The organism is Cryptosporangium minutisporangium (genome assembly GCF_039536245.1).
GTDB lineage: Bacteria > Actinomycetota > Actinomycetes > Mycobacteriales > Cryptosporangiaceae > Cryptosporangium > Cryptosporangium minutisporangium.
This window is the reverse complement of sequence record NZ_BAAAYN010000029.1, coordinates 1-22,454: the sequence shown is the minus strand read 5'-3', so window position 1 is coordinate 22,454 and position 22,454 is coordinate 1. Positions and strand designations below refer to the sequence as shown.

Here is a 22,454-nt window from a genome sequence, read left to right as displayed (position 1 = left end):
GTGGCGGGGAGTGTCCCGGCCCGGTTCGTGCGATCAGCGCCAGGCGGGAGCCAGCGGGAGCGGCACCCTTCCCCACGCGCGTTCCGTGGCCGCGTGCGCCTCGGCGGCGAGCGCGACCAGCTCACCGGGCTCCTCCGCCCGTGCGAGCTGCCCGAGACGGTGCTGGATCAGCTGGCGCCGGGTCGGTCGGGGACGGCCCGTGCTGGTCGTCGACGCGTCGCCGTCCAGTGCCGCCGGCAGGAACCAGCTCACCGAGAGCAGGATCCAGCCCGCCACGATCAGCTCCAGTTCTCGGTCGAACCGGTCGGACGCGATCGCCGGCAGCGCTGGGGCGAGCGTCCGGCGCCAGGTGTCGAGAGCGCGGTCGGCGACCGCCGCCGGCAGCCGCCAGCTGCACCAGCAGCTGGGCCACGGCACCCGCAGGTAGGCCGCCTGCCACCCGGCGTGGCGGTACTCGGCGAACTCGAAGTCGATGAGGACCAGCCCCTCGGCGGTCTCGACGTTGTTGTCCGGGCACGCGTCCCCGGGGTCGAGGGTGTACGCGTCCGGGTCGAGTCCGTCGGCCAGCTGCCGGAGCGCGTCCAGCGCGGCCGGGCGTGGGATTACGCCCAAGCGTGGCAGATACTCGACGAGACCGGCCGCGGCGGAGGACAACAGCTCGCGGGTGAGCTCGGTGGGCGGCGGTCCGAGCGGCGTCAGCGCCGCCAGCGCGTCGGTGAACGTCGGCCCGAGCGCGACCGTCGCGGCCTGGAACCTCGCCATCGCCTCCGCCCAGACCAGCACGGCCCGGCCGGCGGCGTCCGGATCGGAGCCGATGAGACGATCGGCGAGCGAGGAGCCGGTCCCGGCATCTGCCAGGACGAGCAACTCGGGCACGTCCGCGGCGGCCAGCAGCTCCGGAACCCCCGGTACACCGGCGCGGGTGAGGACGTCGAGCGCGACCCGTTCGCGCGGCGGCGCCACCGCGACCGGGGCCTTGACGATCACCGATGTGGGTACGCCCGCGCGGCCGACGAGACGGGCCCGGAACACCCGCGCCCTCGTACTGCCCGCCAACGGCGTCAGTTCGGTGAGCGTGAGCGGCCCGAACCGTGCCCGCAGTGCCTCCGCAGCGGCGGTGTTCAGCGCGTCGGCGTCTACCGGGGGAACGCCGGAGGTCGACGGTTCGGTGTCCGGCACCGGGTCAGCCTCGCAGCTCCGGCACCCGCCGGGAAGGACGGCCTCAGAAGATGTCGTCGCTGTCGACCCCCGGTGGCTCCGCATCCGGCGCGACGAGGGGCAGCCGGATCGTGAACGTCGATCCCCGGCCGACCTCCGACGTCACCTCGATCGCACCACCGTGCTTGCCGACGATGCAGTTGTGCGCCATCGACAATCCCTGCCCGGTTCCTTTCCCCACCCCTTTGGTGGTGAAGAACGGGTCGAAGATCCGGGCGCGGGTCGCCTCGTCCATGCCGGTTCCGTTGTCACCCACGGAGACCAGGACCTCGTTCTCGGCGCGTCGCGTGGCCACCTCGATGCGCCCCATCTCGCCGGGCCGGGCGGCTTCCACCGCGTGCGCGGCATTCACGATGAGGTTGAGAATCACCTGCTTCAGCTCGCCCTCGTAGCAAGGAACCATTCCCACCGCCGGGTCGAGGTCCAGGTCGAGCTCCGCGATGTATTTCCATTCGTTCCGACTCACCTGGACCGTGGTCTCGACCGCGCGATTGAGATCGGTGTCGGACCGCCCCTGGCCCGGATGAGAGAATTCTTTCATCGCCCGGACGATCTCACCGACCCGGCCGACGCCTTCCAGCGTCTGCTCCAGCGCGCCCGGTATCTCGCCTTTCAGAAATTCCAGGTCGACGCTCCCGACCAGCGACCGGATCGTTCGACACCGTTCCTCGTAATCCGCCTCCGCGGCGCCGTCGTCCGCGGCGCCCACCGCGGTCGCCACCGACTGCACCAGGTTGAGCATGTCCCCCACCGAGTCGGCGAGGAACAGCACGTTGTCCGAGACGTACTGCACCGGCGTATTGATCTCGTGTGCCAACCCGGCAGCCAGCTGACCGACGGCCTCCAAGCGCGTCGCCTGCGCCAACTGCCGTTCGAGTTCGCTCGCCTGGGTCACGTCGGCGCAGACGCCGATCACACCGTCCATGCCGGAATGCTGTCCGTAGCGCGGAAGAATGCTGAGCAGCATGGTGCGCTGCCTGCCGTCGGGATCGGTGACCACGATCGAGTGGTCGACGACCGGCTCCCCGGCCGATACGACCTTCTTCTCCAGTCTGCGGATCGTGTCGACGAAGTCGTCGCCGTCCGGGAGCTCCGCTTCGGTGTGTCCGACGAGCGCCTTCTCCGACGCGATTCCGCGCAATCGGAGAAATGCTTCGTTGCATCCCAGATACCGGTTCTCCGCGTCTTTCCAGAATACGACGTGCGGAATCGTCGAGAGCACGCTCACCAACAACTCGCGTTCCGCGCTCAGCGTATCGGCCAACGCTTCCGCGCGTTGGATCGCCGCGCGCGCGGCATCGTCACTCCGCCGCCGCTGGGTGATGTCTTCCTCGGCGAAGACAAAGGACCGCGCCTCACCGTCTTCCTCCGACGGCGCGACAACACAGGAAACCCAGTACGGCTGTCCGGTCCGGGTGAGAGTTTGGAACTCCGCCTCGATCAGTTGGCCGCTCGCCATTGCCTGCCGAATTCGGTCCAACTCCCCCGTTCTCAGCACGGCACCGCGAAAAAGATCAAGACGATCGCGTCCGATCACCTCGCCGGCCGCGTAGCCGGTCTGTCGAGAGAACGCCGGATTGACCCATTCGATGTAGCCCTCCGCGTTGGTGAGGGCGACCGCCAACGGAGCCCGGATCGACGGGTGAGCGAGGCGGCGCGCGAGTTCGGCCGGCGACGGCGCGACAACACTCCCGGTTTCCGGCTTTGCTGCCACCCGCCCAGCGTTGCCGCCCATCACTTCCCCCCTGCGCCCGTGATCGTCTCAGTGGATGTTATCGGGCGGTATGTCGTAATGATTCACTTGTGCCGGAGGACGTCGGCGCGGCGGACCAGGTTAGAGCTGGTAACAGGCGTCCACGTCGCCGCCGTACAGCTCGTGGTCGGGCGCGCCGGTCGTCGCGTCGAGACGGAAGTCGTACTCCTCCTCGTCGCTCCGGTAGAGCCGGAGCGTCGTCGGATCCACCCACGCCACACGGTCGAGGCCCAGCCCGCCGTTGCCGTCGACGCACCCGACCAGGTGCTCGCGGCTCCACAGGCCGTCGTTCGACCGGACGACGACGAGCCAGGCCGGCCCCTGCAGCTTCCCCCAGCGGGTGACGGCGGCGGTGTAGCGCCCGTCCGGCGACCGGTGTTCGACGGTCTGCCGACCGGCGGTCGGCAGACCGGGCTCCGACGAGAGGGGGAAGCCGAGCCAGAGCCCGAACGCCACCAGCAGGCCCGCGACGCCGAGCGCCCCGAACCGTACGAAACGACGCCGGACGCCGATCGCCATCGCCACCAGCAGCAGCACGACGCCGCCGGTCGCCAGCAGGAACGGATGCTCGAACACGCGGTTGAGTACCGCGTACTCGCCGGGATTGAGCAGGTAATCGCCGCCGGTCAGTACTCCGGGCAGCCCCTGCAGCCCGACCAGCACGAGACCCACTCCGACGACCGAGCATCCGGCCACCGCTATCCGTCCAACCGTCCTCATGCGAGCACTCAACCGTACGGCCGCAAGGCCACGCGCAGGCGGCCGGCACCCTCCTCCAGCTGCGCGGTTCCGGGTGTGCTGACGTAGCTGAGCCGCAGATACGGGGCGGGCGCTTCGGCGGCGAAGTACGGGCCGCCCGGGGTGACCGCCACACCGGCCCGGAGCGCGGTCGCGGCGACCGCCCGCTCGTCGGTGCCGTCCGGCAGCCGGATCCACAGGTGGTAGCCGCCGCGTGGCGTCCGATCCGGCCGGAGCTCGGCGAGCGCGTCGACCAGCGCCGTGCGGCGGTCGCGCAGTGCAGCCGCGAGCGTCCGGAGGTGGCTCGCCCAGGCCGGTGAGCCGACGAGCTCGAGTGCCACCTCCTGCAGTGGCCGGGGAACGAAGAGGCTGTCGACGACTTGAATCGCCCGGAGGCGCTCCAACGCTGGTCCGCGCGCGGTCAACGCCCCGATGCGCAGGCTGGGTGACGCCGCCTTGGTCAGCGACCGCACGTGGACGACGACGCCGTCCGGATCGTCGGCGGCGAGCGGACGGGGAAGCGGCGGGGAGTCGGCGTGCACGAGGCGACGCGCGAAGTCGTCCTCGACGACGAAAGCGCCCGCCTCCCGGGCGATGGTCAGCACCTCGGTGCGCCGGGTCGGGGACAGCACCGTGCCGCTGGGGTTGGAGAACAGCGGCTGGCAGACGAACACCCGGGCCCGGCTGGCGGCGAACGCCTCCGCGAGCAGATCGGTGCGCACGCCGTCGGCGTCGACCGGCACCGGTACCGGGCGCAGCCCGGCAGCGCGGGCCACCGAGAGCAGGCCCGGGTAGGTGGGGGATTCGACCAGCACCGGTGCGCCCGGAACCGCGAGCGCCCGGAGCGCGGTGGTGAGCGCGGTCTGCCCTCCCGCGGTGACCAGGACGTCCGGGACGCCGAGCGGCCCAGCCGGTCCCCCCACGTCGCGGGCGAACCAGGCCCGCAGCTCGGTCAGGCCCTCGACCGGTGGCCGTGACCAGGCGCCGGGTCGACGGCCGGCGCGGGCCAGCGCGGCGGCGAGCGCACGCTCCGGCTGGAGCGACGCGTGCAGGTACCCGCCGTTGAGGTCGATGACCTCCGGCGGCGGGGTGGTCAGCGTCGCCAGGACGCTGGCTGCGTCCGCTCCCCGGGCGCCCGCGTCCGCGCTGAGCGCCACCTCCTGCCAGGAGACGTCACCGAGGGCGCCGCGGTCGCGCCGAGCGGAGGCCTTGAAGACGCCAGCGCCGGGCCGGGACGTGACGAGCCCTTCGGCCGCGAGAACCGCGATGGCTCGGGACACCGTGACCGGACTGACCTGGTACTGCCGGACCAGCACCCGGCTCGACGGCAGCTTCTCGCCCTCCGAGTAGCGGCTCAGCTCCGTGCGCAGCCCAGCGAGCAGCTGGCCGAAACTGCTACCGTCCTTCATGACAGCACAAGATAGCGCTACCCGGCCGGCGGCGGTAGCGGTCCGGAGCGGCACCCTCCTCGCCGCACTCGCCGTCGCGGCGTTCTCGTTCAGCTTTCCGGCCACCGTCTGGGCGCTGGACGGCCTCGGACCGTGGACCACGACCGGCGTCCGCGGTCTGCTCGCCGGCCTCCTCGCGGCGGCCTGCCTGGCGGGCGCCCGGGTGCCGGTGCCTGCCCGGGACCATTGGCCGGCCCTGCTCACGGTGGCCGTCGGCTGCGTGCTCGGTTTCCCGCTACTGACGACGCTCGCGCTGCAGACGTCCACCACCGCGCACTCGGCCGTCATCATCGGGGTACTCCCCCTGGCCACCGCGGCACTGTCGTCCGCGCTGACCGGGCGACGGCTCTCCGGCACGTTCTGGGCCGCCGCCGGCCTCGGCGCCCTCGCCGTCGTCGGGTTCGCACTGCAGCAGAGCCACGGGCTTCCGACGCTCGGCGACGTCTACCTGCTCGGCGCGCTCCTGCTGTGCGCCGCCGGGTACGCCCAGGGCGGCCGCCTCACGGCGTACCTGCCGGGCTGGCAAGTGATCGCCTGGGGCGTGATCGCCGCACTCCCGATCAGCACCCTCGTCACCGTGCTCGCGCTCGTCGCCGAGCCGGTGCACCTGACCGCGACGACGATCGTCGGGATGACGTACCTCGCGGCCGTGTCGCAGTTCGGCGGGTTCGTCGTCTGGTACCGGGGCATGGCGCTGATCGGGGTGCCCAAGGCGAGCCAACTGCAACTCGCCCAGCCGCTGCTCACGCTGGTGTGGGCGGTCCTGCTGATGGGCGAGCACCTCTCGCCGCTCGCTCCGGTCACCGCACTGGTCGTGGTGGGCTGCATCGCGGTGACCCAACGCACCCGGACCTGACCGACGAGCAGGGTCCTAGACGCCCAGTTCGTCGCAGAGATCCGGGTAGCGCTCCAGATAGGCCGGGGAGGTGCGGTGCTGTCCGAGGCCGACCGTGTCGAACTCGTCGGAGCCGGCCACGGCCCGCACACCCAGCACGCGGAGAACACCGTTGATGTCCCGGACCGACGGAACGCGGTTCCCGGCCGCGAAAGCGCAGGCCCACTGCTCACCGATGCCGCCGAAGTAGTCGGTCATCAGCAGCGCGAACGTCAGCTCGTCGCTCGGTGTGGTCCCGGCGACGGCGGCGGCCAGTTCGGCGACCACCCCCTCGCGCGGGAACGTGCCCGGGAAGTCCGGTGGCACGTCGAGCCGTGCGGTCACGCCCCGGCGCGCCTGCCAGTAAGCGGAGTAGTAGTGGTCGAGGTGGACCAGCCGGAGGCCCGCCGGGAGCGGCACGCCCACGACGTCCCACGCACGGGCCGCGCGCTCGTCGTACGGCTCGGGCACCAGGAGCGCGGTGATGCTGTGTCCCACCGGCGCAGGCTACCCGGACCGCGTCGCGCCTGGTCCGGAGACGGGACGCGGCGCCACCGCCGGAGCGATGTGCCTCAGCCGGCAGCCGCTGCCCCGCCGTCCTCGACGTACTCCAGGTCGGCCCAGTCGATGCCGGCGTCCTCGAGCATCAGCCGGGCGCGGGTGAGGTCCGTCCCGTCGTAGGCGACGAACCCCAGGTTCTTGACCCGCACCCGCTGCTCGGGCAGCGAATCAGGTGCGACCTGGCGTTGGTAGATCTCGACGGTCCAGCCGTCGGAGCGCAGCAGCATGGTGGTCTCCCCGGAACGTGAGGGTTCCGGTGTAACCGACGAGACGGCCGGGTGGGCGGAACCACACTGCTGGAATTCCGTGGCGTGGGTCTCGGCGGGCGTGACCGACTTTCGTCGGGGGTAGGCGGTCGCACATCGGCGGATCCCCGGGGGGCCGCTTCCTAGCGTCGAATGCATGAACCACTCGACGCCGCCGTTCGCCCGCTTCCTGTCCCGCCACCGCCCCGACGGCTGGGCGTTCCGCACCGAGGCCCTCCGCGGCCTGGGCACCGTCAGCGCGGTAGCACCCAGCGGTCAAGCACTGGCCCGGGCCCGTCGGCCAGGACCTGGTGGTGTCCGATCGATGAACACCGTCTCTGCCGCCCTCGCCGACGTGCCCGCCGCTACTGCCTACCTGATCCTCGCCACCGCGGTGCTGGCTGAGTCCGTCCTGCTCGTCGGCGATGCTGCACCCCAGCGCCGCCCGGCGCCTGATCGACCTGTACCACCGCACCAACCAGCCGCGGGCCGCCGCGGCCCGCGCCCGCATCGACCGACTCACCGCCCGTGAACGCGACGTGCTGACCCTGCTGGCGCGGGGCGACACCAACGCCGACATCGCCGCCGGCCTCCACATGCGGGCGAGCACCGTCAAAGCGCACGTGAGCCGCGTCCTGACCGCCCTCGACGTCACCAACCGCGTCCGAGCGGCCCTACTCGCTCGCGACGCGGGCCTCACCACCTGACACAGCGCGAGGATTGACTGATTATCAATCAAGGGTGCACCATCGAGTCGGGCTCGGGTGACGAGGTCGGAAGGAAGGCGCATGGTGGCTGCCGGACTGGACCTTCGTGGGCAACGTGTCGTGCTGACCGGGGCGTCGAGCGGCATCGGGCGAGTGCTGGCGAAGCAGCTCGCCGCCACTGGCGCGCGGATCGCGCTCGTGGCCAGACGGACCGACCTCCTCGAGGAACTCGCGAAAGAGGTAACCGCCGACGGGCATCCGAAGCCGCTCGTCCTCACGGCGGACCTCTCCCGGGCCGGCGTCGCCGTGGAGGTCGCTCACCGCGCGATGGATGAGCTCGGCGGCGTCGACATCCTCGTCAACAACGCCGGAGCCAGTCTGACGGGGGCGCTGAGCCGGCACTCCGACTCCGAAGCGGCTCGGGCGATCTTCGGGACCAATCTGTGGTCGCCGTTGGCGCTCGGGGCCGCCGTGATCCCGTCCATGAGATCGCAGCGACACGGCACGATCGTCAACGTCACCTCGACGATCCAGTCGGTCCCGCTGCCGCTCCTCGGCTACTACGCGTCCTCCAAGGCCGCTCTGGCCCAAGCGACGCGATCCCTGCGGGAGGAACTCGCCGATACGGATGTCCGCGTGCTGGAAGTGATCCCCGGCGGGACGGACACGGCGCTGCGGGACGTGGACAGCCTGCCGTGGAAGGGATCGCCGCCCAGGATGATTCGTCCTACCTCGGCGGAGAAGGTCGCCGCGGCGATCGTGCGGGCGCTCCGGCGCGGTAGGAAGCGGCTCGCCTACCCGTCCTACGTCCTCGCGCCCCTCGAGGTGCCGGCCCTGGGCCGTCTCCTGGCTCGGGTCGGCGGTCGTCGGATCGATTCCGTGTCGGCGCTCCCCGCGATCGACTGACGGGCCCGAGCCGACATGGCAGTCCCCTCGACCGAGCCGAACCGTCGCCGCCTGTTGCTGGAGGCGGCCCGCCGACTCTTCGGCGCCCATCCGTACGAGGCCGTGACCACGACGGAGATCGCGCGGGAGGCCGGCGTCGCTTATGGGTTGATCGCTCACCACTTCGGCAACAAGCGCGGCTTGTACGTCGCCGTGATGGCGGAAATCCGCACCGAGCTGGCCGAAACACACGATGCTCCGCTGGACGGGGGAAGCCTCCCGGACCTTCTCCGAAACGCGCTGCGCCGTCACGTCGAATACGTCGACCGCCGCCGGGACGGCTTCCGCACGCTGATGCGGGGCGGCCTCGGATCCGACCCCGACATTCAAGAGCTGATCGACGATCTGCGATGGGACGGGGCGAAAAAGATCCTGCAAGGAGCTGGCTTCGACGGTGACCCGTCGCCCTTGCTCAGCGCCGCGATGCGTTCCTGGGTCGTACTGTTCGACGAGCTGATTCTCAGCCGGATCGAGAGCCGCCAAATTTCTGTTGAGGACGTCGTCGAAATCGCGTCGAGCGTGCTCTTGACGACTCTGCGCACCACTGTGCTGAGGGAGCCCAGTCTGCGGTTCTCACCGGAGTTCGAGAAGCTGTTGAGCGGCGACGGAGGCCCGCCGACTCCCTGACGACGCGTCGTGGATGCGCGTGCCCGGCGGCTGCGGACGCCGAAGCTGGTCGCATCGGGGCAGCCCTCGGTAGATTCCCGCGGATGGGTACCGGTGATGTTCCTACGCTGCCCCGCGGACACCACCATCTCAGCCGCGAGGAAGTCCGCGCGGCGCAACGCGCTCGCCTTCTGGCGGCCATGGTGGACGCCGTGGCGGAGGAGGGATACGCCGCTACGACCGTGGGGATGGTGCTCAAGCGGGCGCGCATCTCCCGAGAGACCTTCTATCAGCACTTCGCGGACAAGCAGGACTGCTTCCTGGCGGCGTTCGACGAAGCGTCGAATCTGTTGATCGACGCGATGGTGAACGCGCTCGGTTCGCCGGAGGAGGCCGTGCTCAGCCGGCTGGACCGCGTGTTCTCGACGTATCTCGGCGCACTGTCGGAGGCGCCGACGTCGGCTCGCGTCTTCTTGATCGAGGTCTACGGTGCCGGACCTGCTGCCGTGGCGCGGCGTCTGGCGGTGCAGGAGCAGTTCGCTCTCGCGGTCGCCGACGTGGTCACGCAGGGGCAGCGTTGGCGCGGCGGATTGGATCCTCGTTTCATCGGCCGGGCGGTGATCGGAGCGGTGAGCGCGCTGGTGACCGCGGAGGTGGACGCGGGAAAGGGCGGAGACTTGCCGGAGCTGCGCGAGCAGCTCCTGGGGCTGATCGCCGCGCTGTTGGACGGCCCGGAGCAGGACTGACCCACGGTCGGATGTGGCGTTCGTCGCGACGCCGAAGCTTTGTGTACACGGGCGTTCGTAGACGCTATCGTGGTCGGGAAAACAACAGTCCAATCACGACTCGCGCGCGTCAGCCGGAGCGGCCACGCGCTACCGCGATGAGGAATCCGACCGTGAACAAGCGCCTGTTATTTGCTGTGCTGGGTTCCCTCGGTGTGATCGTCGTCTGCGCGTGCGCCGCGAATTCCGCGGCGATCGGGTATCTGTTCCAGACCAGGCCGAATTCGTACGAGGACAACCTGGATGCGGCTCGCCGCCTCGGTGTTCCTCCTGGCTTCACCCGTACGGCCGAGGTGAAACTGGATTCCGATCGAGTGCGAGTCACGTATGTGGCCTGCCCGAACACCTGCCGTGCCGACGCAATCTCCCTGCACGGCGGTCAAGTTCGACAATGGCTCCGGGCGATTCCGAACGTGGTGTCCGTCGGGGACCCGGAATCGGCGGAGTGCACGACGCCGACCGACTGCACGATCCCGATTCGAACGGAGGGAAGCCCGACGCTGAGCGACGCCCGGCTCACCCTGGCACCGCGGGGCGATCTCGAGTTCCGTCTCGTCGTGGGATGACATCCCGGGGCGCGAGCTAGGATTCCGGCGATGCCAGGCGGGTGTGGCTCCTCCCGCAGTACAGGCACACCAACCAGTCCGCGCGTTCCCCGCGGTATTCGTAGGTCTCGCAGCTGGCGGCGTTGGTCCCGTCCTCGCCGCAGAAGACGCAGTCCGACTCCGCGCCTTCCAGCCGCCGCATCCGTCGGAGCTGCTGATCTTCCGGGTACTGGACACCGAGCCAACCGCACGCTCCGCATTCCCACCACAACTCCCGACCGCTCCGCCGGGTGGTGGTCAGCGCGATCAGCGCTTCGCCGCACTCCGGACACCGGACTCGCACGGTCCACCCCGCTGACGCGAGCGTGCTCCACACCCGCTCGACCAGGTCGACGTTCCGCAGCAGGGCGACGCGATCGTCGGCACTCACGTCGTCGCAGAACCACAGTGATTCGTCCCAGGGGGCGAACGCCGGTCCAGGTGGCAGCCTTACGTCCTGACCCGCAGCGCCGGTCAGCTCGGTCAGCAGCGGGCGAAACTGACCGACCAGCCAGGCGGCTGCTTGGTCCAACTCCATCCACGAGTCATCGGTCACCACACCACTCTTCCCCACTCGTCGGCGAGTCGACAGGATCGGTGCATGAGGACTCCGGAGTGGAGCAGGGAGTACCGCGGCGAGCTGCTGGGCGCGCTCGCTGTCGCAGTGGCGACCGCGGTGACCTGGGGCGCCTGGCTGGGTTGGGATCGGGAGATTCAAGTCTTCTGGCCCACCGGAGAAGTCACCGGACCGTTCGTGGCGTGGCAGGTGATCGGCTGTGTGTTATGCCTGATCGCGATCACGGTCGTCGGTGCGCTGATGCTGCCGCCGTGGATCCCGCCGATCGCGCTGACCGTGACGTTCACGGCCGGCTGGACCTGGTGGGTCGCCTCCACCGACTACGGCTTCGGGCTGTGGCTCGGAGGGGCACCCCTCGTCTTCGTGGTGATGGCCATCGGCTCGACGCTGATCAGTGCCGTCACCCGTGCCGTCGCGAAGTCCCTCAGCCGGTTGTCAGCGCGGACCCGCCGCGAAGGTCTACGTCGCTGACGTGGCCGCACTGAACGCCGGCTGGCGGCCTTCGCGATGACAACCGCGCGAAGAAGTCGAGCGTCAGGAGCTGCTGTGTCGCTGGTGACGATCCAGCCGTGGACCGAGGCGGACCTCGGCTTGCTCCGGCGCATCAACACCCCCGCGATGAAAGAACATCTCGGCGGCCCGGAGACCGAGCCGCAGATCCTGGTACGACACGGTCGCTACCTGGGCTTCTCTGCCGAGGGAAAAGGGTGCATGTTCAGCGTCCGACTGCGAGCCACCGGCGACCCGGTCGGCAGCGTCGGCTATGCGGAGCGGACCTGGCAGGACGACGCCGTCTTCGAGATGGGCTGGAACGTCCTGCCGGAGTTCCAAGGCCGGGGCATCGCGGGCCAGGCCGCAGCAGCGGCTGCGGCCCATGCCGCCGGAACCAGTCGGTTGCGATGGCTGCATGCCTTTCCGTCGGTCGACAACCCGGCGTCCAATGCAGTGTGTCGTCGTGTCGGGTTCGAACTGGTCCGTGAGTGCGACTTCGAGTACCCGCCGGGCCGGTTCATGCGCAGCAACGACTGGCGGCTGGATCTACCGACGTTCGCCCGCTCGATCAGGTACGCCTGACGGTCAGTGCAGCGCAGAGGGATCTTCGGACATCGGTCGACGAGTGGCTCGACCGGTGGGACCGTGGTGGCCCCACCGGCCTATCTTGCCGGGTCACCATGCAGCCAGGAGGACGCGGATGGGCACCGAGGCAGCCCCCGACACCAACTTCGACCGAATCGGTGGCGCACCGGCCGTCGCCGCGGTCGTCGACGTGTTCTACGAGGAGGTCCTCGCAGATCCGTTACTCGCGCCGTACTTCGAGGGCGTCGACCTGGAGCGGCTGAAGGAGCACCAGCGGCTCTTCGTCGGCCAGGCGCTCGGCGCTGGGCCTCCCTACACCGGCCGCGCCATGAACGTCGCGCACGCCGGGCTCGGTATCACCCCCGCGGCGTTCGCTGCCGTCATCGGCCATCTTGGGGCTGCGTTGGCCGACGCGGGCGCCGACGACGAGATGATCTACCAGGCCGTGGACGCACTCGCCCCGCTGGCGCCGGAGATCATTACGGCCTGACCGGTGGCCAGCCCGATCAGTGCCGGCAATCTCCCCGCCGCTCGGCACGCCGCCGACCGAAGGTCAGCGGGGAAGGTCGAACCAGTGTTCGAACTGTGCGGAGCAGGCAGGGCAGTGCCCGGGAATACGAACCCAGCGCCGTCCGAACGGAGTGGTCTCGATGGGCTCGCCCGCCCTCTGCGGGGTGGCCCCGCATCGGGGGCAAGGGCTGTGTTGGACGTCGCGTCGGGCCTCGGCCGCGGTCCGGGCGCTCCGAGCGGACGGCGGGTCGCCGCTGTCGGCGTCCGGACCTGGCGCCGGCAGCATGCGCAGCACCGGTGGCCCCGGCCATACCTCGGCCATGCGGAGCAGTTCGGCCCGAACTCCCTCGGGCCGTACCCATCCCAGCCCGGCTCGGGCCAGCCGACCGAGCAGCCCGTCGACGTCCTGCGGTCGCCACGTCGAGTGATCGCCCGTGTGCAGGTCGAGAAAGTTGCTCAGCAGAGGACGGGCGTCCTCGTGCCAGTCCGCGGCGTTGGGTGCACGCAGTTCCCAGTCGAGTTCCCATACCAGGATCGCACCATCGTCGGTGCCGGCCAGCACGAACCTCGCGTCGGCGCTGAACTGCACCGAACCGAGTCGCGCATCCGTCTGCAGTACCCGCAGGCAGGTGGCCGTCGTCAGATCCCAGATCCGCACCGTGTGATCGTTGCCGGCGGAAACGGCGAAGCGCCCGTCCGGGCCGAGCTGGGCATGGTTGAACCCTCCGGGGCGCTCCTCCAGAACCGCCGCGGCAACCCCGCTGAACGGGTCCACCAGGTGGAGCCGCCACCCGTCGCTCAGCAGCAAGCGGCCGTCCGGGCCGAGGGCTACCGGGAAATAGTCGTGCCCGGGCCGCAGCACACCCAACTGCCGGCCGTGCTCCAGATCCCACAGGCGGGTTCCGTCACCGAGGGTGTAGTCGACGGCGAAGCGCGCGTCCGCGCTGAGCAACAGTGACAACGACTCGAACTGCTGCTCGGGCAGGGCGATCCGGCGGGTGCCGTCGGTCACGTCCCACAGGATGATGCCCGGTTGCGGGCTGTTGGTGATCGCGTAGCGGCCGTCGGCGCTGACCGCGAGCGGGCCACCGATCTGCTCCTCGGCTTGGATCGGCCCGAGGACGTCGTCGGCCACCTTCTCCACGGACACCCCGGTCCACAGATACAGCGCGGCGCCCCGGATGAAGAGCACCCGTCGCCCGTCCCGGCTGACGGCGACCTGATGAGTCTCGTCTCGTCCGGCCACGCTCCGCAGGCACTGCCCGGAGTCGAGGTCCCAGAGGCGTACCGTGCCGTCCGCGCCGGCGGAGATCGCCCGGTCGGGCTCCTCACTGACCGCGATCGCGTTGACCCTTCCCGCGTGGCCGGTCAACGGTGCTGCCTCCCACACCGAGCGCAGGCCGACCCGGACCGATCGGTCGGTAAGGCGTCGCCACGCGTCGAGCACGGGACGGGACCGTTCGTGGCCGGGTGTGGCCCGGGCACGGCGGAGCACGGTGAGCGCGGCGGGGTACTGCTGCTCGTCCAGGGCCCGGTCGGCGTCGGTCAGCAGCGCGCGGACCTGCACCTCGGTCTGGACGAGTTCGGGTTGCGAGCGCGGGCGGCACGGCATGAGCGGCGCGCTGTGCCCGGTCGGCAGTCCCCAACGCCGCACGGAGTGCCGACCCGCCGAGAGCACCGACCGGCCGTCGGCGGTGAAGGTGGCGCTCATATCGACGGGGTAGCTCGACGGCGAGTTGTGGTCGCGATGGCCAGCGCAGGTCCTCAGGCAGCGCCCGTTGGCCGTGGACCAGATCCGGATGGAATCGTCGTTGCCGCCGGTCACGGCGAGGCTGCCGTCCCGGTTGAGATCCAGGGTGAGTACCGCGGTGGGGTCCGCGCGGATCCGGCGGTACGAGCCGGTGCTCGCATCCCCGACGTGCAGCCAGCCCTCCCGGTCGCCGAACGCGACCCGGTGACCGTCCGCACTCAGCGCTACGGCCGACACGCTGTGGCCATGGTGGTGCGCCCGCAACGTCCTAGCGGAAACCAGGTCCCAGATCCGGACGGTGCCGTCGTTGCCGCCGGATACCGCGAGGCGGCCATCCGCGCTGACGTCCACGTCGGCGACGCGGTCGGTGTGGCCGGCGAGGACCCGTCCGGTCGAGCCGGTCGTGAGGTCCCACACCCGGACGGTCCGGTCTTCGGAGCCGGTCACCGCGACGCGGCCGTCGGCACTGACGCGCACCGACCGTACCGGCCCAGTGTGTCCGGTCAGGACATGTCGGCATGTTCCCCGGACGAGATCCCAGACGCGGACGGCGAAATGCTCGGCGTCGAGCCCAGACCTCGCGCCGAACATGAGCCCTCCGCCGCCCGAAATCGCCAGCTGGCCGTCGGCAGTGATGTCCGCGGCGTTCACTCGCGAGGGATGCCCGCGCAGCTCACACCGTGCTGTGTTGCGCTCGACGTCCCACACCAAGACCGTGTACGGGCTGTCCAAACCCCCTCCCGGCGGCCTGCTGCCGATGACGTAGTCACCGCCGGCACTGGGCCGGATGACGGCAGCCGAGGGCGACGGCTCGAAGCTGCCGGCGCCGTCGTGCCTACCGACCGTGCCGCCAGCGACAGGGTCGGGGTCACCGCGCTCGAGGTGGATCTGGGTCAACAGATCGTCGACAACCGCGCCGGCACCAGCCACACGCGCTTCCTCGATCCGCGCGACGACCTCGGTGTCGGAGATCTCGGCGCGCCGCCAGCGCAGCAGACCGTTGTTGTACACGGCATGCGGATGGCGAGGGTCGACGCGTAGCGCCTCGGCCAACGCCCGATCGGCCTCATCCGGGCGGCCGAGGTCGAGCAGGGACAGCGCGCGGTTGGTGAGTTCGTCGGCACGAAGCTCTGCCGGCCGCGGCGCCAGCCGGGGGTAGCGTCGGCCGAGCATCCGCTCGTAGATTTCTACGAGCGCCTCGGCGACCGCCATCATTGTGGGTGGCCGATCGGCCGGATCGATGCGCAGACACCGAGTCAGCAGGTCGTGCAGGGGCGCGGGCATGGGCGGCAGATGGGGCTCCGGCGGACCGTGCTGCCGATGGTCGGCGAGGGCGTACGGCGCGGCCGCGCCCATGGACCAGGAAATTCCGCCGGTGAACAGCTCCAGGACCGACACGGCGAGGCTCCACACGTCGGTGCGCCTGCCGAGCCGTCCGCCGTCGACCTGCTCCGGTGACGCGTAGGCCGGGGTCAGTCCGCCACGTGAGACCAGCACGCTGAGCGTCGGATCGGTCGGTGCCTGCCGGTGCTCCGACACGCTCGCCCGCGCCTTCGCGATCCCGAAGTCGGTGACCTTCGCGGTGCCGTCGGCGTCCAGCAGCACGTTGGCCGGCTTGACGTCCTGGTGCACCAGACCGTGCTCGTGCGCGTGCCCCAGGCCCCAGGCGACCTGGATCGCGATGTCCACGATCCGGGCCAGGACCTCATCGGTGGTGCCGTCGTACAGCCGCCGATCGTCGATCCACTCGCGGACGCTCCCGCCGGCGAGGTACTCCGCGAACACCAGCGGTACACCGTCCAGCACCCGCACGTAGTGACACGCGCAGACGTGCGGGTGCAGACCGAGCGACACCCATGCCTGCGCCTCCGCGATGAACCGCTCCCGGTCGGCGGCGGTGCGGAACATCTCGGTCCGAGGACTCTTGACCGCGAGGTCGACGTCCCACTGCAGGTGCCGGACCTGATACACGAGGCCCATGCCACCGTTGCCATGTACCCGCAGGACACGGTAGGTCCCCGCGATCGTGTCACCGACCGTCCAATACATACGCGGAAACCTTAGAGGACCCCCACCTCCGGTGAGCGTCGCGGAGACCTACGGACCAGGGAACCCTTCGCAGTGATTCACCTCGGACTCATGCACCAGGAGGTGCAGTTCTGATGACCACCGACCTCACGCCCGTCGTCGACGCCGTCACCCGCTCCGTGGAGTGGCTCGACGCCGCGAATGGCCGCGACGAGCAGGAGATCACCTGGCGCGTCGGGAAGGTCGCAGAGGAACTCGGCGAAGCGTGGGCGGCGTGGATCGGCGTCGTCGGCCAGAACCCGCGGAAGGGCGTCACCCACACGAAGCGCGACGTCGCCGACGAACTGGCCGATGTGGTCCTCGCCGCCCTCACGGTCTTGCAGTCGATCGACGGGGACGCCGGGACGGTCATCACCAAGGCGTTCGCGTGGCTGCAGGACATCAGCCCGAAGAGCACGTCAGCCCGGATGCTGCACCTGACCTGCGACGTGGGGAACGTGGCGGCCGGACGGTTGGGCGGTGACCGCACGGTTGCCGGCCTGAGGCGCGCGCTGGCCGAGACGGTGTTCCACTCGGTCGACGCAATCAGGTCGCTCGGTCTTGACCCCGCGCAGGTGCTCACCGAAAAGGCCCACCGGGTGTCCGCCCGCATCGCCGGGCAGCAGGACGCGACGCCGTGAGCCTTCGCGTGTTCATCGGCTACAAGGGCGAGCGTGACTGGCTTCGCGACACCGGCGGCTGCGAGCAGCACCACGGGCCCCTGCCTTCGGGACGGGGGCGTCGTCGTGTCTAGGCGTCCGGGCTCCCGTAGGCGGCTAGGAAGACGTGGACTGCCTCGTCTGCCCACCGCTGCAGCTCCGCCTCGTCGAAGGTCTCGCGGACGGCGAACATCGCCTCGTTGAGCGGAATCGACAAGATCAGGTAGTTCAAGTGCTGCGCGGCGAGCAGCGGGTCCGCCGCGCTCAACACCCCACGGGCGGTGAGCCGCTCGATGGCGGCGGCCAGCACCGCGTGGCCGCGCTCGGGGGCGGCGCGGTGCCAGGCCCGGGCCAGCTCGGGAAACCGCTCGGCCTCCCCGATGAGCATGCGACGCAAGCGGATCAAGTGCGGCTGGGTCACCGTCGCAACGTGCTCACGGGCGAACGTGCGCAGGTCGCGCGGCAGATCGTCGGACTCGGCCAGCGCTTCGACGATCGGCGCGCCCGCCGTCTCCGCGTCGGCGACGGCCGACGTGAAGACCGCTTCGAAGAGCGTCCGCTTGTCGTGGAAGTGCGCGTACACGGTGACCTTCGAGACCCCGGCCGCCGCCGCCACCCGGTCCATGCCTGCGCCGGTGTAGCCCGCGGCGAGGAACTCGGCCAGGGCCGCGTCGACGATCGCGCGGCGCTTCTCGTCCCTTCCCATGACAACAACTGTACTATACCGTTCAGTTCATGAGCTGGGTCACCTCGCGGGACGGCACGCGCATCGCCTACGAGCAGGTCGGCACCGGACCGCCGCTCGTCCTCGTGGACGCCGCAGGGCACTACCGCGCGAACAGTCCGTTCGGCGAGCTGGCCGAGCTGCTCGCCGAAGACTTCGCCGTCTACCACTACGACCGGCGGGGCCGTGGCGAGAGCACCGACACCCCGCCGTACACCCCCGCCCGGGAGGTCGAGGACCTCAGCGCGCTGATCGCCGAGATCGGCACGCCCATCTGCTTCTATGGCTTCTCCTCCGGCTGCCTGGTCGGGCTGCACGCCGCGGCGACCGGGCTCGACATCCGTCGACTGGCCCTGTTGGAGCCTCCGCTCGACCTCACCGACGACTCCGCTGAGCAGCAGGCGTTCACCGCGAAACTGCGCGAGCTGTCCGGCGTGGACGCGGTCGAGTTCTTCCTGACGAGCATCGGCGTACCCGCCGATGTGCTGGTGGAGATGCGCGGCACGCCGGACTGGGAGGCCATGGTGTCGGTCGCGCACACACTGGTCTACGACAGCGTGTTGAGCGAGGCCACCAACGCGACGACGCTCAGCCGAGTGCTGACGCCCACGCTGATACTCGACAGCGCCGGGAGCAGCGACGACCTCGCCGGCATGGCGGCGGCCGCGGCCCGGCTGCTTCCGAACGCGAAGCCTCTGAGCCTTCCCGGGGAGTGGCACACCGTGGCGGCCCCCGTACTGGCGCCCGTCCTGGCCGAGTTCCTACGGGAGCCCTGAGGATCGGCGATGCTGATCAGCGGCGACGGCGTCACGCATTCGCCCGGCGATGCAGCATGCGCAGCCCCACGATGCCCGGCACGACGAAGAGCAGAGCAAACAGGGCAACGGAGGCGATCCACCCCATTGGGGTGCTCGGTACTGTGCCGTTGAGGACTGTGCCCCAGGCGGCAATGAATGGCGCCAGGCCGATCCACGTCCAGAGGAACAAGCGGCCAAACACCCAGGCGAAGCGAACGGTAGGGGCAGGCGTGACCGTCGCCCATAGGGCTAAGCCCAGCCCCAGCCAGGCTGTGTACCAGCGCGGCACGAGGAGGCCCATGACCTTCGGTGTGAACGACTCCACCTCATCGCCGGCCCGCAGCCTGATGATCTGGCCCTGCCACACCCGCAACTCGACTTCGCTGCCGACTTCCACTGCTCGGTAGAACGACTTGCCAACGGTGTGCGTCTCCACGGTGTTGTCCACGCGGCGCACGTCAACGGTGTAGCTGGTGCTGTCAGGATCGTCGCCGAAGCCTTCGTGACGACGTACGTCCGCTGCGAGAACGCGACCGCGTTCGACCGGCAGACACTCTTCGCCGCCAGCGGCGCAGTTCGTCGCTCGCCGATACGCCGCTGTTGTGTCGTACAGGTCGGCGGCGGAGTACATGCCGAGCGCCACCAGCGCCACACCGAGCGCAGCGAGCACCGCACGGCCGAGAGGCCCGGCCTCGATATGTCGGTCGTACTGGGTGGCGGCGTCACGGTCCCACGGCCAGGCGAACCATCGCAGCTGAGACGGGGATGAGTGACGGACGCCCACACCCCGAGGGTGACATGATCGGCCAACGAGTTAGTCCGGTTTGGGCGCTTCGGACATGCGCGCTACCTACGGCCATGCTGGTCGGGTCGGCGGGACGATCGCCTCCGCCGGGACATCGGCCGCGCCCACGGGTGGCGGGGTGGCCCGGTCGAAGAACCGGCTCGCGGTATCCGCCGACGGGGCCGTCGCTCGGGAGCCCTGACTGCGCACAACCAAAAATCACCGGATCCGAAAATAGTTCGGGAAGCGAGGCAACGCCGGCCGCGCAGCAGCCCTCTAAGAGGTGGCACCACGGGGACAACCGGAGGGGACGGCGTGAGCGACCAGCCGGACGAGGAGTTTCGGAAGTACGTGCAAGAGCGCTTACCCGCGCTCCAACGCTTGGCCTATCTGCTCTGCCAGGATCGGCATCACGCCGACGACCTGGTTCAGGACTCTTTGGTCAAGCTGTACATGAAGTGGGATCGTGCACGCGCCGCCACCCACCTGCACGCCTATGCGCGTACGACGTTGGTCCGGACGTTCGTCAGTGAACGCCGCACCAACTGGGCGCGCCGGATGGTGCTGGTCGACCATGTACCGGATGAGGCGGCCTCCACCGATCCGGACACCGCGTCCATCGTCGCGGTCCGCAGAGCCTTGGCGGGAATACCACCGCGTCAGCGCGCAGTGATCGCGCTCCGTTACTACTCCGACCTCTCGGTTGAAGAAACTGCGGAAACGCTGGGGTGCTCGGCCGGGACGGTCAAGAGCCAGACCGCGAGAGGACTGGCCGCACTCCGCCGAGCGCTACCCGATAGCGACCACGACGACGCCCCGACGACCCGGACGAGGAGTTGACCATGGACGAATCCCGGACTCGGGCGCTGCTGACCGGAGTGGTGGACACCGCGCCTCCACCTGCGCCGGTCGACGTCCGCCGTGTCATCGAGATGGCGCAGGCACGCGAGCGTGCTCGTACGCGCTGGGTCATCACCACCGCGGCCGCGTTGGTGCTGGTCGTAACCGTGGCGGTGACGTCGCTGATGCTGGGCACCGGCACCGATCGAGCCGCGTCACCGGCGGGTCCCGGTCAGGAGCAGAGGTTGAAGATCGAGAAACTCCCGGCGGAGAAACCGCACGGTAGCCTCCCGCTGCCGGGCACCGTTCCGACCCGGTTCGACCTGCTGCGCAGCGAGCTTTTGGTCGGTGAGGTTCCGGACGAACTCAGCGAACGCGGTACCTGGGTCCGCTTCACCAGTCTGGGTTTCTACGCCTCCGCGGGCAACAAGGACGTCAGCATCGCCGTGGGCTCGCGAGGTGCCAAGCTGACGGGCGAGCTAGGAAACAAGATCGAGAAAACGATCGCGGGCCCGAGCATCAACGGCTACCCGTCGACGCTGAACTTCTGGGGCCAGGATTGGGGCTGGGAGCTGCGCTGGAACTGGGCGCCCGACGCGCAGGCAAGGGTTAGCGTGCGAGGGTTTCCGGAGCCGGAGAAGCTGGCCGCGAAGGTAGCCACGGCCGTGCGGGTCAACCTGACCGGCCACGCCCGGCTCCCGTTCACGCTGCGAGCACCGACCGGCGGGCTGCTGAGTGAGTTCCAGGCCACCATCGACCTGAGCGGCAAGAGACGCAAGCCGTCCGCCACCGCCACCTACGCCGGCCCTGGGTCGGGATTCATCAGCGTGAACACGAATCCTCTGGGTACCGGCATCGGCAAGGCGGACTCCGTGTACGAGGACCGGCCGGCCCGCATCAAACACGAGCGCTCCGGAAACGGCCAGGGCGGCACCTTCAGCACGATGGTCATGGCCGCCGACGACCTCAAGGTGACCGGCACGTGCAACTACAACCCGAATCCGGACGTCACCGCCGAGGAGTTCAAGGAGCTGTGCCTGTCCACGACCGCGAGCACACAGCGGGTCGGCAACTTCGAGAACGCGTCGAGCTGGCCGGTGTTCAATCCGCGCTGACGTTGTAGCAACGGGATCCCGGACGTGGCTGAACGACGACGAGGTCGAGGGTTGTCTGATCGGTCGTTCGGTATCTCAGCCGGACGGTGACAGCGACGTTCATCAGTTCAACGGCCCAGGTCTCCCAACCGGAGCGTCGGCGCATCTCCGGGCCGATCGACGCGGTCGGCCACATTGCTCACCCGAGCGGAGGATGTGCCTACGGCCAACCCGCTACGGCAGGTCACGCCGCCATTGATCGACGGCCAGCACGATCATGAGCAGCGGCACGACGACCCACAATTGCGCGGTCGTGTAGTGGTGTAGTTCGCTTGGAATGTCCACGCCCGGAGCTCCGACTCGAGCGCACCCGGACGGATCAGCGAGACCGCGTGCGCGGACAGCGGTACGTAGTTGGCGGCCAGGCCGATCAGCCAGTAGCCCAACACCGCCCGCTGGCCGCCGGAGGAGTTCGCGACGACGCCGAGCGCGCCGGCGCCGACGACACCGAGCAGGAACTCGGCCAGGATGACCCACCGTCGCCAGCGGACACCCGCCGATCCCCACATGTCGATGGCGGCGAGGCGACGCACGTCGAGTCGGAAGGACATGCCACGAATGCTGCTGCCACGGCTGCGGCAGCTCAATACCACCGCTGGTCGTGACTCGGAGCTGTCCGGTTCTTGAGGTCAACCCAGCGACGAGCCGTGACCGAATCCCAGGAGCAGTTGAACGCAGCGATCGCGCATCTCCGCGACAGAGGTGTTGCGGGACCGACCGTGGACCGCTTGGCGTTCGGGGACACGTCGCATCGCGGGATGCCGCGTATCAGGACATCTCTCCGGAGAGGTCCCTGCCTGAAGGTCACTCCCAGGTGGGAGGCCCAGTGCGCGTAGTCGCGGCAGGTCAACGGACGACCAGCCCATAAGCGCACGTTATGAGGTCAACAGCAGAACCGGCCTACCGGGTCGGTGTGCGGCGACGGAGGCTGGCGAGTTGAGGGCGCCTCACTCCGGTACCGAGGTGTTCGAGTCTGCGATCCAACTGGATCGGAGACTTGCGGGGCTCCAGGAGCGGTGCCGGATGAGGGAGGACAGCCGAGTGAGCAAGC

At 69.7% G+C, this 22,454-nt stretch carries 23 protein-coding genes and 1 pseudogene; 13 read left to right on the top strand and 11 right to left on the bottom strand.

Features of this window, described 5'->3' with window-relative positions; all coding sequences use genetic code 11:
• Positions 1-33: 33 nt before the first annotated feature.
• The 4 genes from ABEB28_RS22390 to ABEB28_RS22375 all read right to left on the bottom strand — a co-directional run bounded on the left by ABEB28_RS22390 (position 34) and on the right by ABEB28_RS22375 (position 5,118).
• Positions 34-1,179 (bottom strand): hypothetical protein, encoded by a 1,146-nt coding sequence (locus tag ABEB28_RS22390; protein WP_345730128.1) that lies wholly within the window; start codon positions 1,177-1,179, stop codon positions 34-36.
• A 43-nt stretch (positions 1,180-1,222) separates the two neighbouring features.
• On the bottom strand, positions 1,223-2,953 hold the full coding sequence (locus ABEB28_RS22385; RefSeq protein WP_345730127.1) for a PAS domain-containing sensor histidine kinase: 1,731 nt from the start codon (positions 2,951-2,953) through the stop codon (positions 1,223-1,225).
• 99 nt (positions 2,954-3,052) lie between these two features.
• Positions 3,053-3,691: a hypothetical protein gene (locus ABEB28_RS22380; RefSeq protein WP_345730126.1), complete on the bottom strand. Its 639-nt coding sequence runs from the start codon at positions 3,689-3,691 to the stop codon at positions 3,053-3,055.
• An 8-nt stretch (positions 3,692-3,699) separates the two neighbouring features.
• Positions 3,700-5,118: an aminotransferase-like domain-containing protein gene (locus ABEB28_RS22375; RefSeq protein ID WP_345730125.1), complete on the bottom strand. Its 1,419-nt coding sequence runs from the start codon at positions 5,116-5,118 to the stop codon at positions 3,700-3,702.
• Between ABEB28_RS22375 and ABEB28_RS22370 the strand changes: the two genes are divergently transcribed.
• Positions 5,117-6,013: a DMT family transporter gene (locus ABEB28_RS22370; RefSeq protein WP_345730124.1), complete on the top strand. Its 897-nt coding sequence runs from the start codon at positions 5,117-5,119 to the stop codon at positions 6,011-6,013. The two genes, ABEB28_RS22375 and ABEB28_RS22370, sit on opposite strands and share 2 nt — an antisense overlap.
• Before the next feature lie 15 nt (positions 6,014-6,028).
• Here the strand turns inward: ABEB28_RS22370 and ABEB28_RS22365 are convergent, their stop codons facing one another.
• Entirely contained in the window at positions 6,029-6,529 is a 501-nt protein-coding gene (locus tag ABEB28_RS22365) for a hypothetical protein (RefSeq protein WP_345730123.1), read from the bottom strand.
• Between the two features lie 74 nt (positions 6,530-6,603).
• Positions 6,604-6,819 carry a hypothetical protein gene (locus ABEB28_RS22360; RefSeq protein WP_345730122.1) on the bottom strand — a complete coding sequence of 72 codons (216 nt, stop codon included), beginning with the start codon at positions 6,817-6,819 and terminating at the stop codon, positions 6,604-6,606.
• Between the two features lie 428 nt (positions 6,820-7,247).
• Here ABEB28_RS22360 and ABEB28_RS22355 point away from each other — a divergent pair.
• From ABEB28_RS22355 to ABEB28_RS22335, 5 genes and pseudogenes are all read left to right on the top strand, one after another.
• Positions 7,248-7,544: pseudogene (locus ABEB28_RS22355) on the top strand (response regulator transcription factor); the annotation flags it as partial.
• A gap of 81 nt (positions 7,545-7,625) precedes the next feature.
• A complete protein-coding gene (locus tag ABEB28_RS22350; RefSeq protein WP_345730121.1) occupies positions 7,626-8,450 on the top strand; it encodes an SDR family NAD(P)-dependent oxidoreductase in 825 nt (274 codons plus the stop codon).
• Between the two features lie 54 nt (positions 8,451-8,504).
• Positions 8,505-9,116 (top strand): TetR/AcrR family transcriptional regulator, encoded by a 612-nt coding sequence (locus ABEB28_RS22345; protein WP_345730120.1) that lies wholly within the window; start codon positions 8,505-8,507, stop codon positions 9,114-9,116.
• An 83-nt stretch (positions 9,117-9,199) separates the two neighbouring features.
• A complete protein-coding gene (locus ABEB28_RS22340) occupies positions 9,200-9,841 on the top strand; it encodes a TetR/AcrR family transcriptional regulator (protein ID WP_345730119.1) in 642 nt (213 codons plus the stop codon).
• A 152-nt stretch (positions 9,842-9,993) separates the two neighbouring features.
• Positions 9,994-10,446, top strand: a complete 453-nt coding sequence (locus ABEB28_RS22335; RefSeq protein ID WP_345730118.1) for a hypothetical protein — start codon at positions 9,994-9,996, stop codon at positions 10,444-10,446.
• A gap of 16 nt (positions 10,447-10,462) precedes the next feature.
• Here ABEB28_RS22335 and ABEB28_RS22330 read toward each other — a convergent pair whose 3' ends face one another.
• On the bottom strand, positions 10,463-11,020 hold the full coding sequence (locus ABEB28_RS22330; RefSeq protein ID WP_345730117.1) for a hypothetical protein: 558 nt from the start codon (positions 11,018-11,020) through the stop codon (positions 10,463-10,465).
• Between the two features lie 45 nt (positions 11,021-11,065).
• Here ABEB28_RS22330 and ABEB28_RS22325 point away from each other — a divergent pair, with 45 nt between their 5' ends.
• The 3 genes from ABEB28_RS22325 to ABEB28_RS22315 all read left to right on the top strand — a co-directional run bounded on the left by ABEB28_RS22325 (position 11,066) and on the right by ABEB28_RS22315 (position 12,608).
• Positions 11,066-11,512 carry a hypothetical protein gene (locus tag ABEB28_RS22325; RefSeq protein WP_345730116.1) on the top strand — a complete coding sequence of 149 codons (447 nt, stop codon included), beginning with the start codon at positions 11,066-11,068 and terminating at the stop codon, positions 11,510-11,512.
• Between the two features lie 75 nt (positions 11,513-11,587).
• Positions 11,588-12,115: a GNAT family N-acetyltransferase gene (locus ABEB28_RS22320; protein WP_345730115.1), complete on the top strand. Its 528-nt coding sequence runs from the start codon at positions 11,588-11,590 to the stop codon at positions 12,113-12,115.
• 118 nt (positions 12,116-12,233) lie between these two features.
• Positions 12,234-12,608, top strand: a complete 375-nt coding sequence (locus ABEB28_RS22315) for a group I truncated hemoglobin (protein ID WP_345730114.1) — start codon at positions 12,234-12,236, stop codon at positions 12,606-12,608.
• Positions 12,609-12,671: 63 nt separating this feature from the next.
• On the opposite strand, the gene ABEB28_RS22310 is transcribed toward ABEB28_RS22315, so the two are convergent.
• Positions 12,672-16,427 carry a protein kinase domain-containing protein gene (locus tag ABEB28_RS22310; RefSeq protein ID WP_345730113.1) on the bottom strand — a complete coding sequence of 1,252 codons (3,756 nt, stop codon included), beginning with the start codon at positions 16,425-16,427 and terminating at the stop codon, positions 12,672-12,674.
• A gap of 113 nt (positions 16,428-16,540) precedes the next feature.
• Here ABEB28_RS22310 and ABEB28_RS22305 point away from each other — a divergent pair, with 113 nt between their 5' ends.
• Positions 16,541-17,086, top strand: coding sequence for a MazG-like family protein (locus ABEB28_RS22305; protein ID WP_345730112.1), 546 nt, complete (start codon positions 16,541-16,543; stop codon positions 17,084-17,086).
• Positions 17,087-17,195: 109 nt separating this feature from the next.
• Here ABEB28_RS22305 and ABEB28_RS22300 read toward each other — a convergent pair whose 3' ends face one another.
• Positions 17,196-17,810 (bottom strand): TetR/AcrR family transcriptional regulator, encoded by a 615-nt coding sequence (locus tag ABEB28_RS22300; protein WP_345730111.1) that lies wholly within the window; start codon positions 17,808-17,810, stop codon positions 17,196-17,198.
• Between the two features lie 29 nt (positions 17,811-17,839).
• Here ABEB28_RS22300 and ABEB28_RS22295 point away from each other — a divergent pair, with 29 nt between their 5' ends.
• Positions 17,840-18,604 (top strand): alpha/beta fold hydrolase, encoded by a 765-nt coding sequence (locus ABEB28_RS22295; protein ID WP_345730110.1) that lies wholly within the window; start codon positions 17,840-17,842, stop codon positions 18,602-18,604.
• 31 nt (positions 18,605-18,635) lie between these two features.
• On the opposite strand, the gene ABEB28_RS22290 is transcribed toward ABEB28_RS22295, so the two are convergent.
• Entirely contained in the window at positions 18,636-19,409 is a 774-nt protein-coding gene (locus ABEB28_RS22290) for a hypothetical protein (protein ID WP_345730109.1), read from the bottom strand.
• 315 nt (positions 19,410-19,724) lie between these two features.
• Here ABEB28_RS22290 and ABEB28_RS22285 point away from each other — a divergent pair, with 315 nt between their 5' ends.
• Together ABEB28_RS22285 and ABEB28_RS22280 are read left to right on the top strand one after the other, a co-directional pair.
• Positions 19,725-20,249 carry a SigE family RNA polymerase sigma factor gene (locus ABEB28_RS22285; protein ID WP_345730108.1) on the top strand — a complete coding sequence of 175 codons (525 nt, stop codon included), beginning with the start codon at positions 19,725-19,727 and terminating at the stop codon, positions 20,247-20,249.
• A 2-nt stretch (positions 20,250-20,251) separates the two neighbouring features.
• Positions 20,252-21,364, top strand: coding sequence for a hypothetical protein (locus tag ABEB28_RS22280; protein ID WP_345730107.1), 1,113 nt, complete (start codon positions 20,252-20,254; stop codon positions 21,362-21,364).
• 254 nt (positions 21,365-21,618) lie between these two features.
• On the opposite strand, the gene ABEB28_RS22275 is transcribed toward ABEB28_RS22280, so the two are convergent.
• Entirely contained in the window at positions 21,619-21,954 is a 336-nt protein-coding gene (locus ABEB28_RS22275) for a hypothetical protein (protein ID WP_345730106.1), read from the bottom strand.
• Positions 21,955-22,454: the final 500 nt, after the last annotated feature.

Bases quoted from the DNA above. Each gene is read 5' to 3' on its own strand.
- ABEB28_RS22385 (WP_345730127.1), bottom strand. From the start codon at position 2,953: ATGGGCGGCAACGCTGGGCGGGTGGCAGCAAAGCCGGAAACCGGGAGT.
- ABEB28_RS22380 (WP_345730126.1), bottom strand. From the start codon at position 3,691: ATGAGGACGGTTGGACGGATAGCGGTGGCCGGATGCTCGGTCGTCGGA.
- ABEB28_RS22370 (WP_345730124.1), top strand. From the start codon at position 5,117: ATGACAGCACAAGATAGCGCTACCCGGCCGGCGGCGGTAGCGGTCCGG.
- ABEB28_RS22375 (WP_345730125.1), bottom strand. From the start codon at position 5,118: ATGAAGGACGGTAGCAGTTTCGGCCAGCTGCTCGCTGGGCTGCGCACG.
- ABEB28_RS22360 (WP_345730122.1), bottom strand. From the start codon at position 6,819: ATGCTGCTGCGCTCCGACGGCTGGACCGTCGAGATCTACCAACGCCAG.
- ABEB28_RS22350 (WP_345730121.1), top strand. From the start codon at position 7,626: ATGGTGGCTGCCGGACTGGACCTTCGTGGGCAACGTGTCGTGCTGACC.
- ABEB28_RS22340 (WP_345730119.1), top strand. From the start codon at position 9,200: ATGGGTACCGGTGATGTTCCTACGCTGCCCCGCGGACACCACCATCTC.
- ABEB28_RS22325 (WP_345730116.1), top strand. From the start codon at position 11,066: ATGAGGACTCCGGAGTGGAGCAGGGAGTACCGCGGCGAGCTGCTGGGC.
- ABEB28_RS22315 (WP_345730114.1), top strand. From the start codon at position 12,234: ATGGGCACCGAGGCAGCCCCCGACACCAACTTCGACCGAATCGGTGGC.
- ABEB28_RS22310 (WP_345730113.1), bottom strand. From the start codon at position 16,427: ATGTATTGGACGGTCGGTGACACGATCGCGGGGACCTACCGTGTCCTG.
- ABEB28_RS22305 (WP_345730112.1), top strand. From the start codon at position 16,541: ATGACCACCGACCTCACGCCCGTCGTCGACGCCGTCACCCGCTCCGTG.
- ABEB28_RS22300 (WP_345730111.1), bottom strand. From the start codon at position 17,810: ATGGGAAGGGACGAGAAGCGCCGCGCGATCGTCGACGCGGCCCTGGCC.
- ABEB28_RS22295 (WP_345730110.1), top strand. From the start codon at position 17,840: ATGAGCTGGGTCACCTCGCGGGACGGCACGCGCATCGCCTACGAGCAG.
- ABEB28_RS22280 (WP_345730107.1), top strand. From the start codon at position 20,252: ATGGACGAATCCCGGACTCGGGCGCTGCTGACCGGAGTGGTGGACACC.
- ABEB28_RS22275 (WP_345730106.1), bottom strand. From the start codon at position 21,954: ATGTCCTTCCGACTCGACGTGCGTCGCCTCGCCGCCATCGACATGTGG.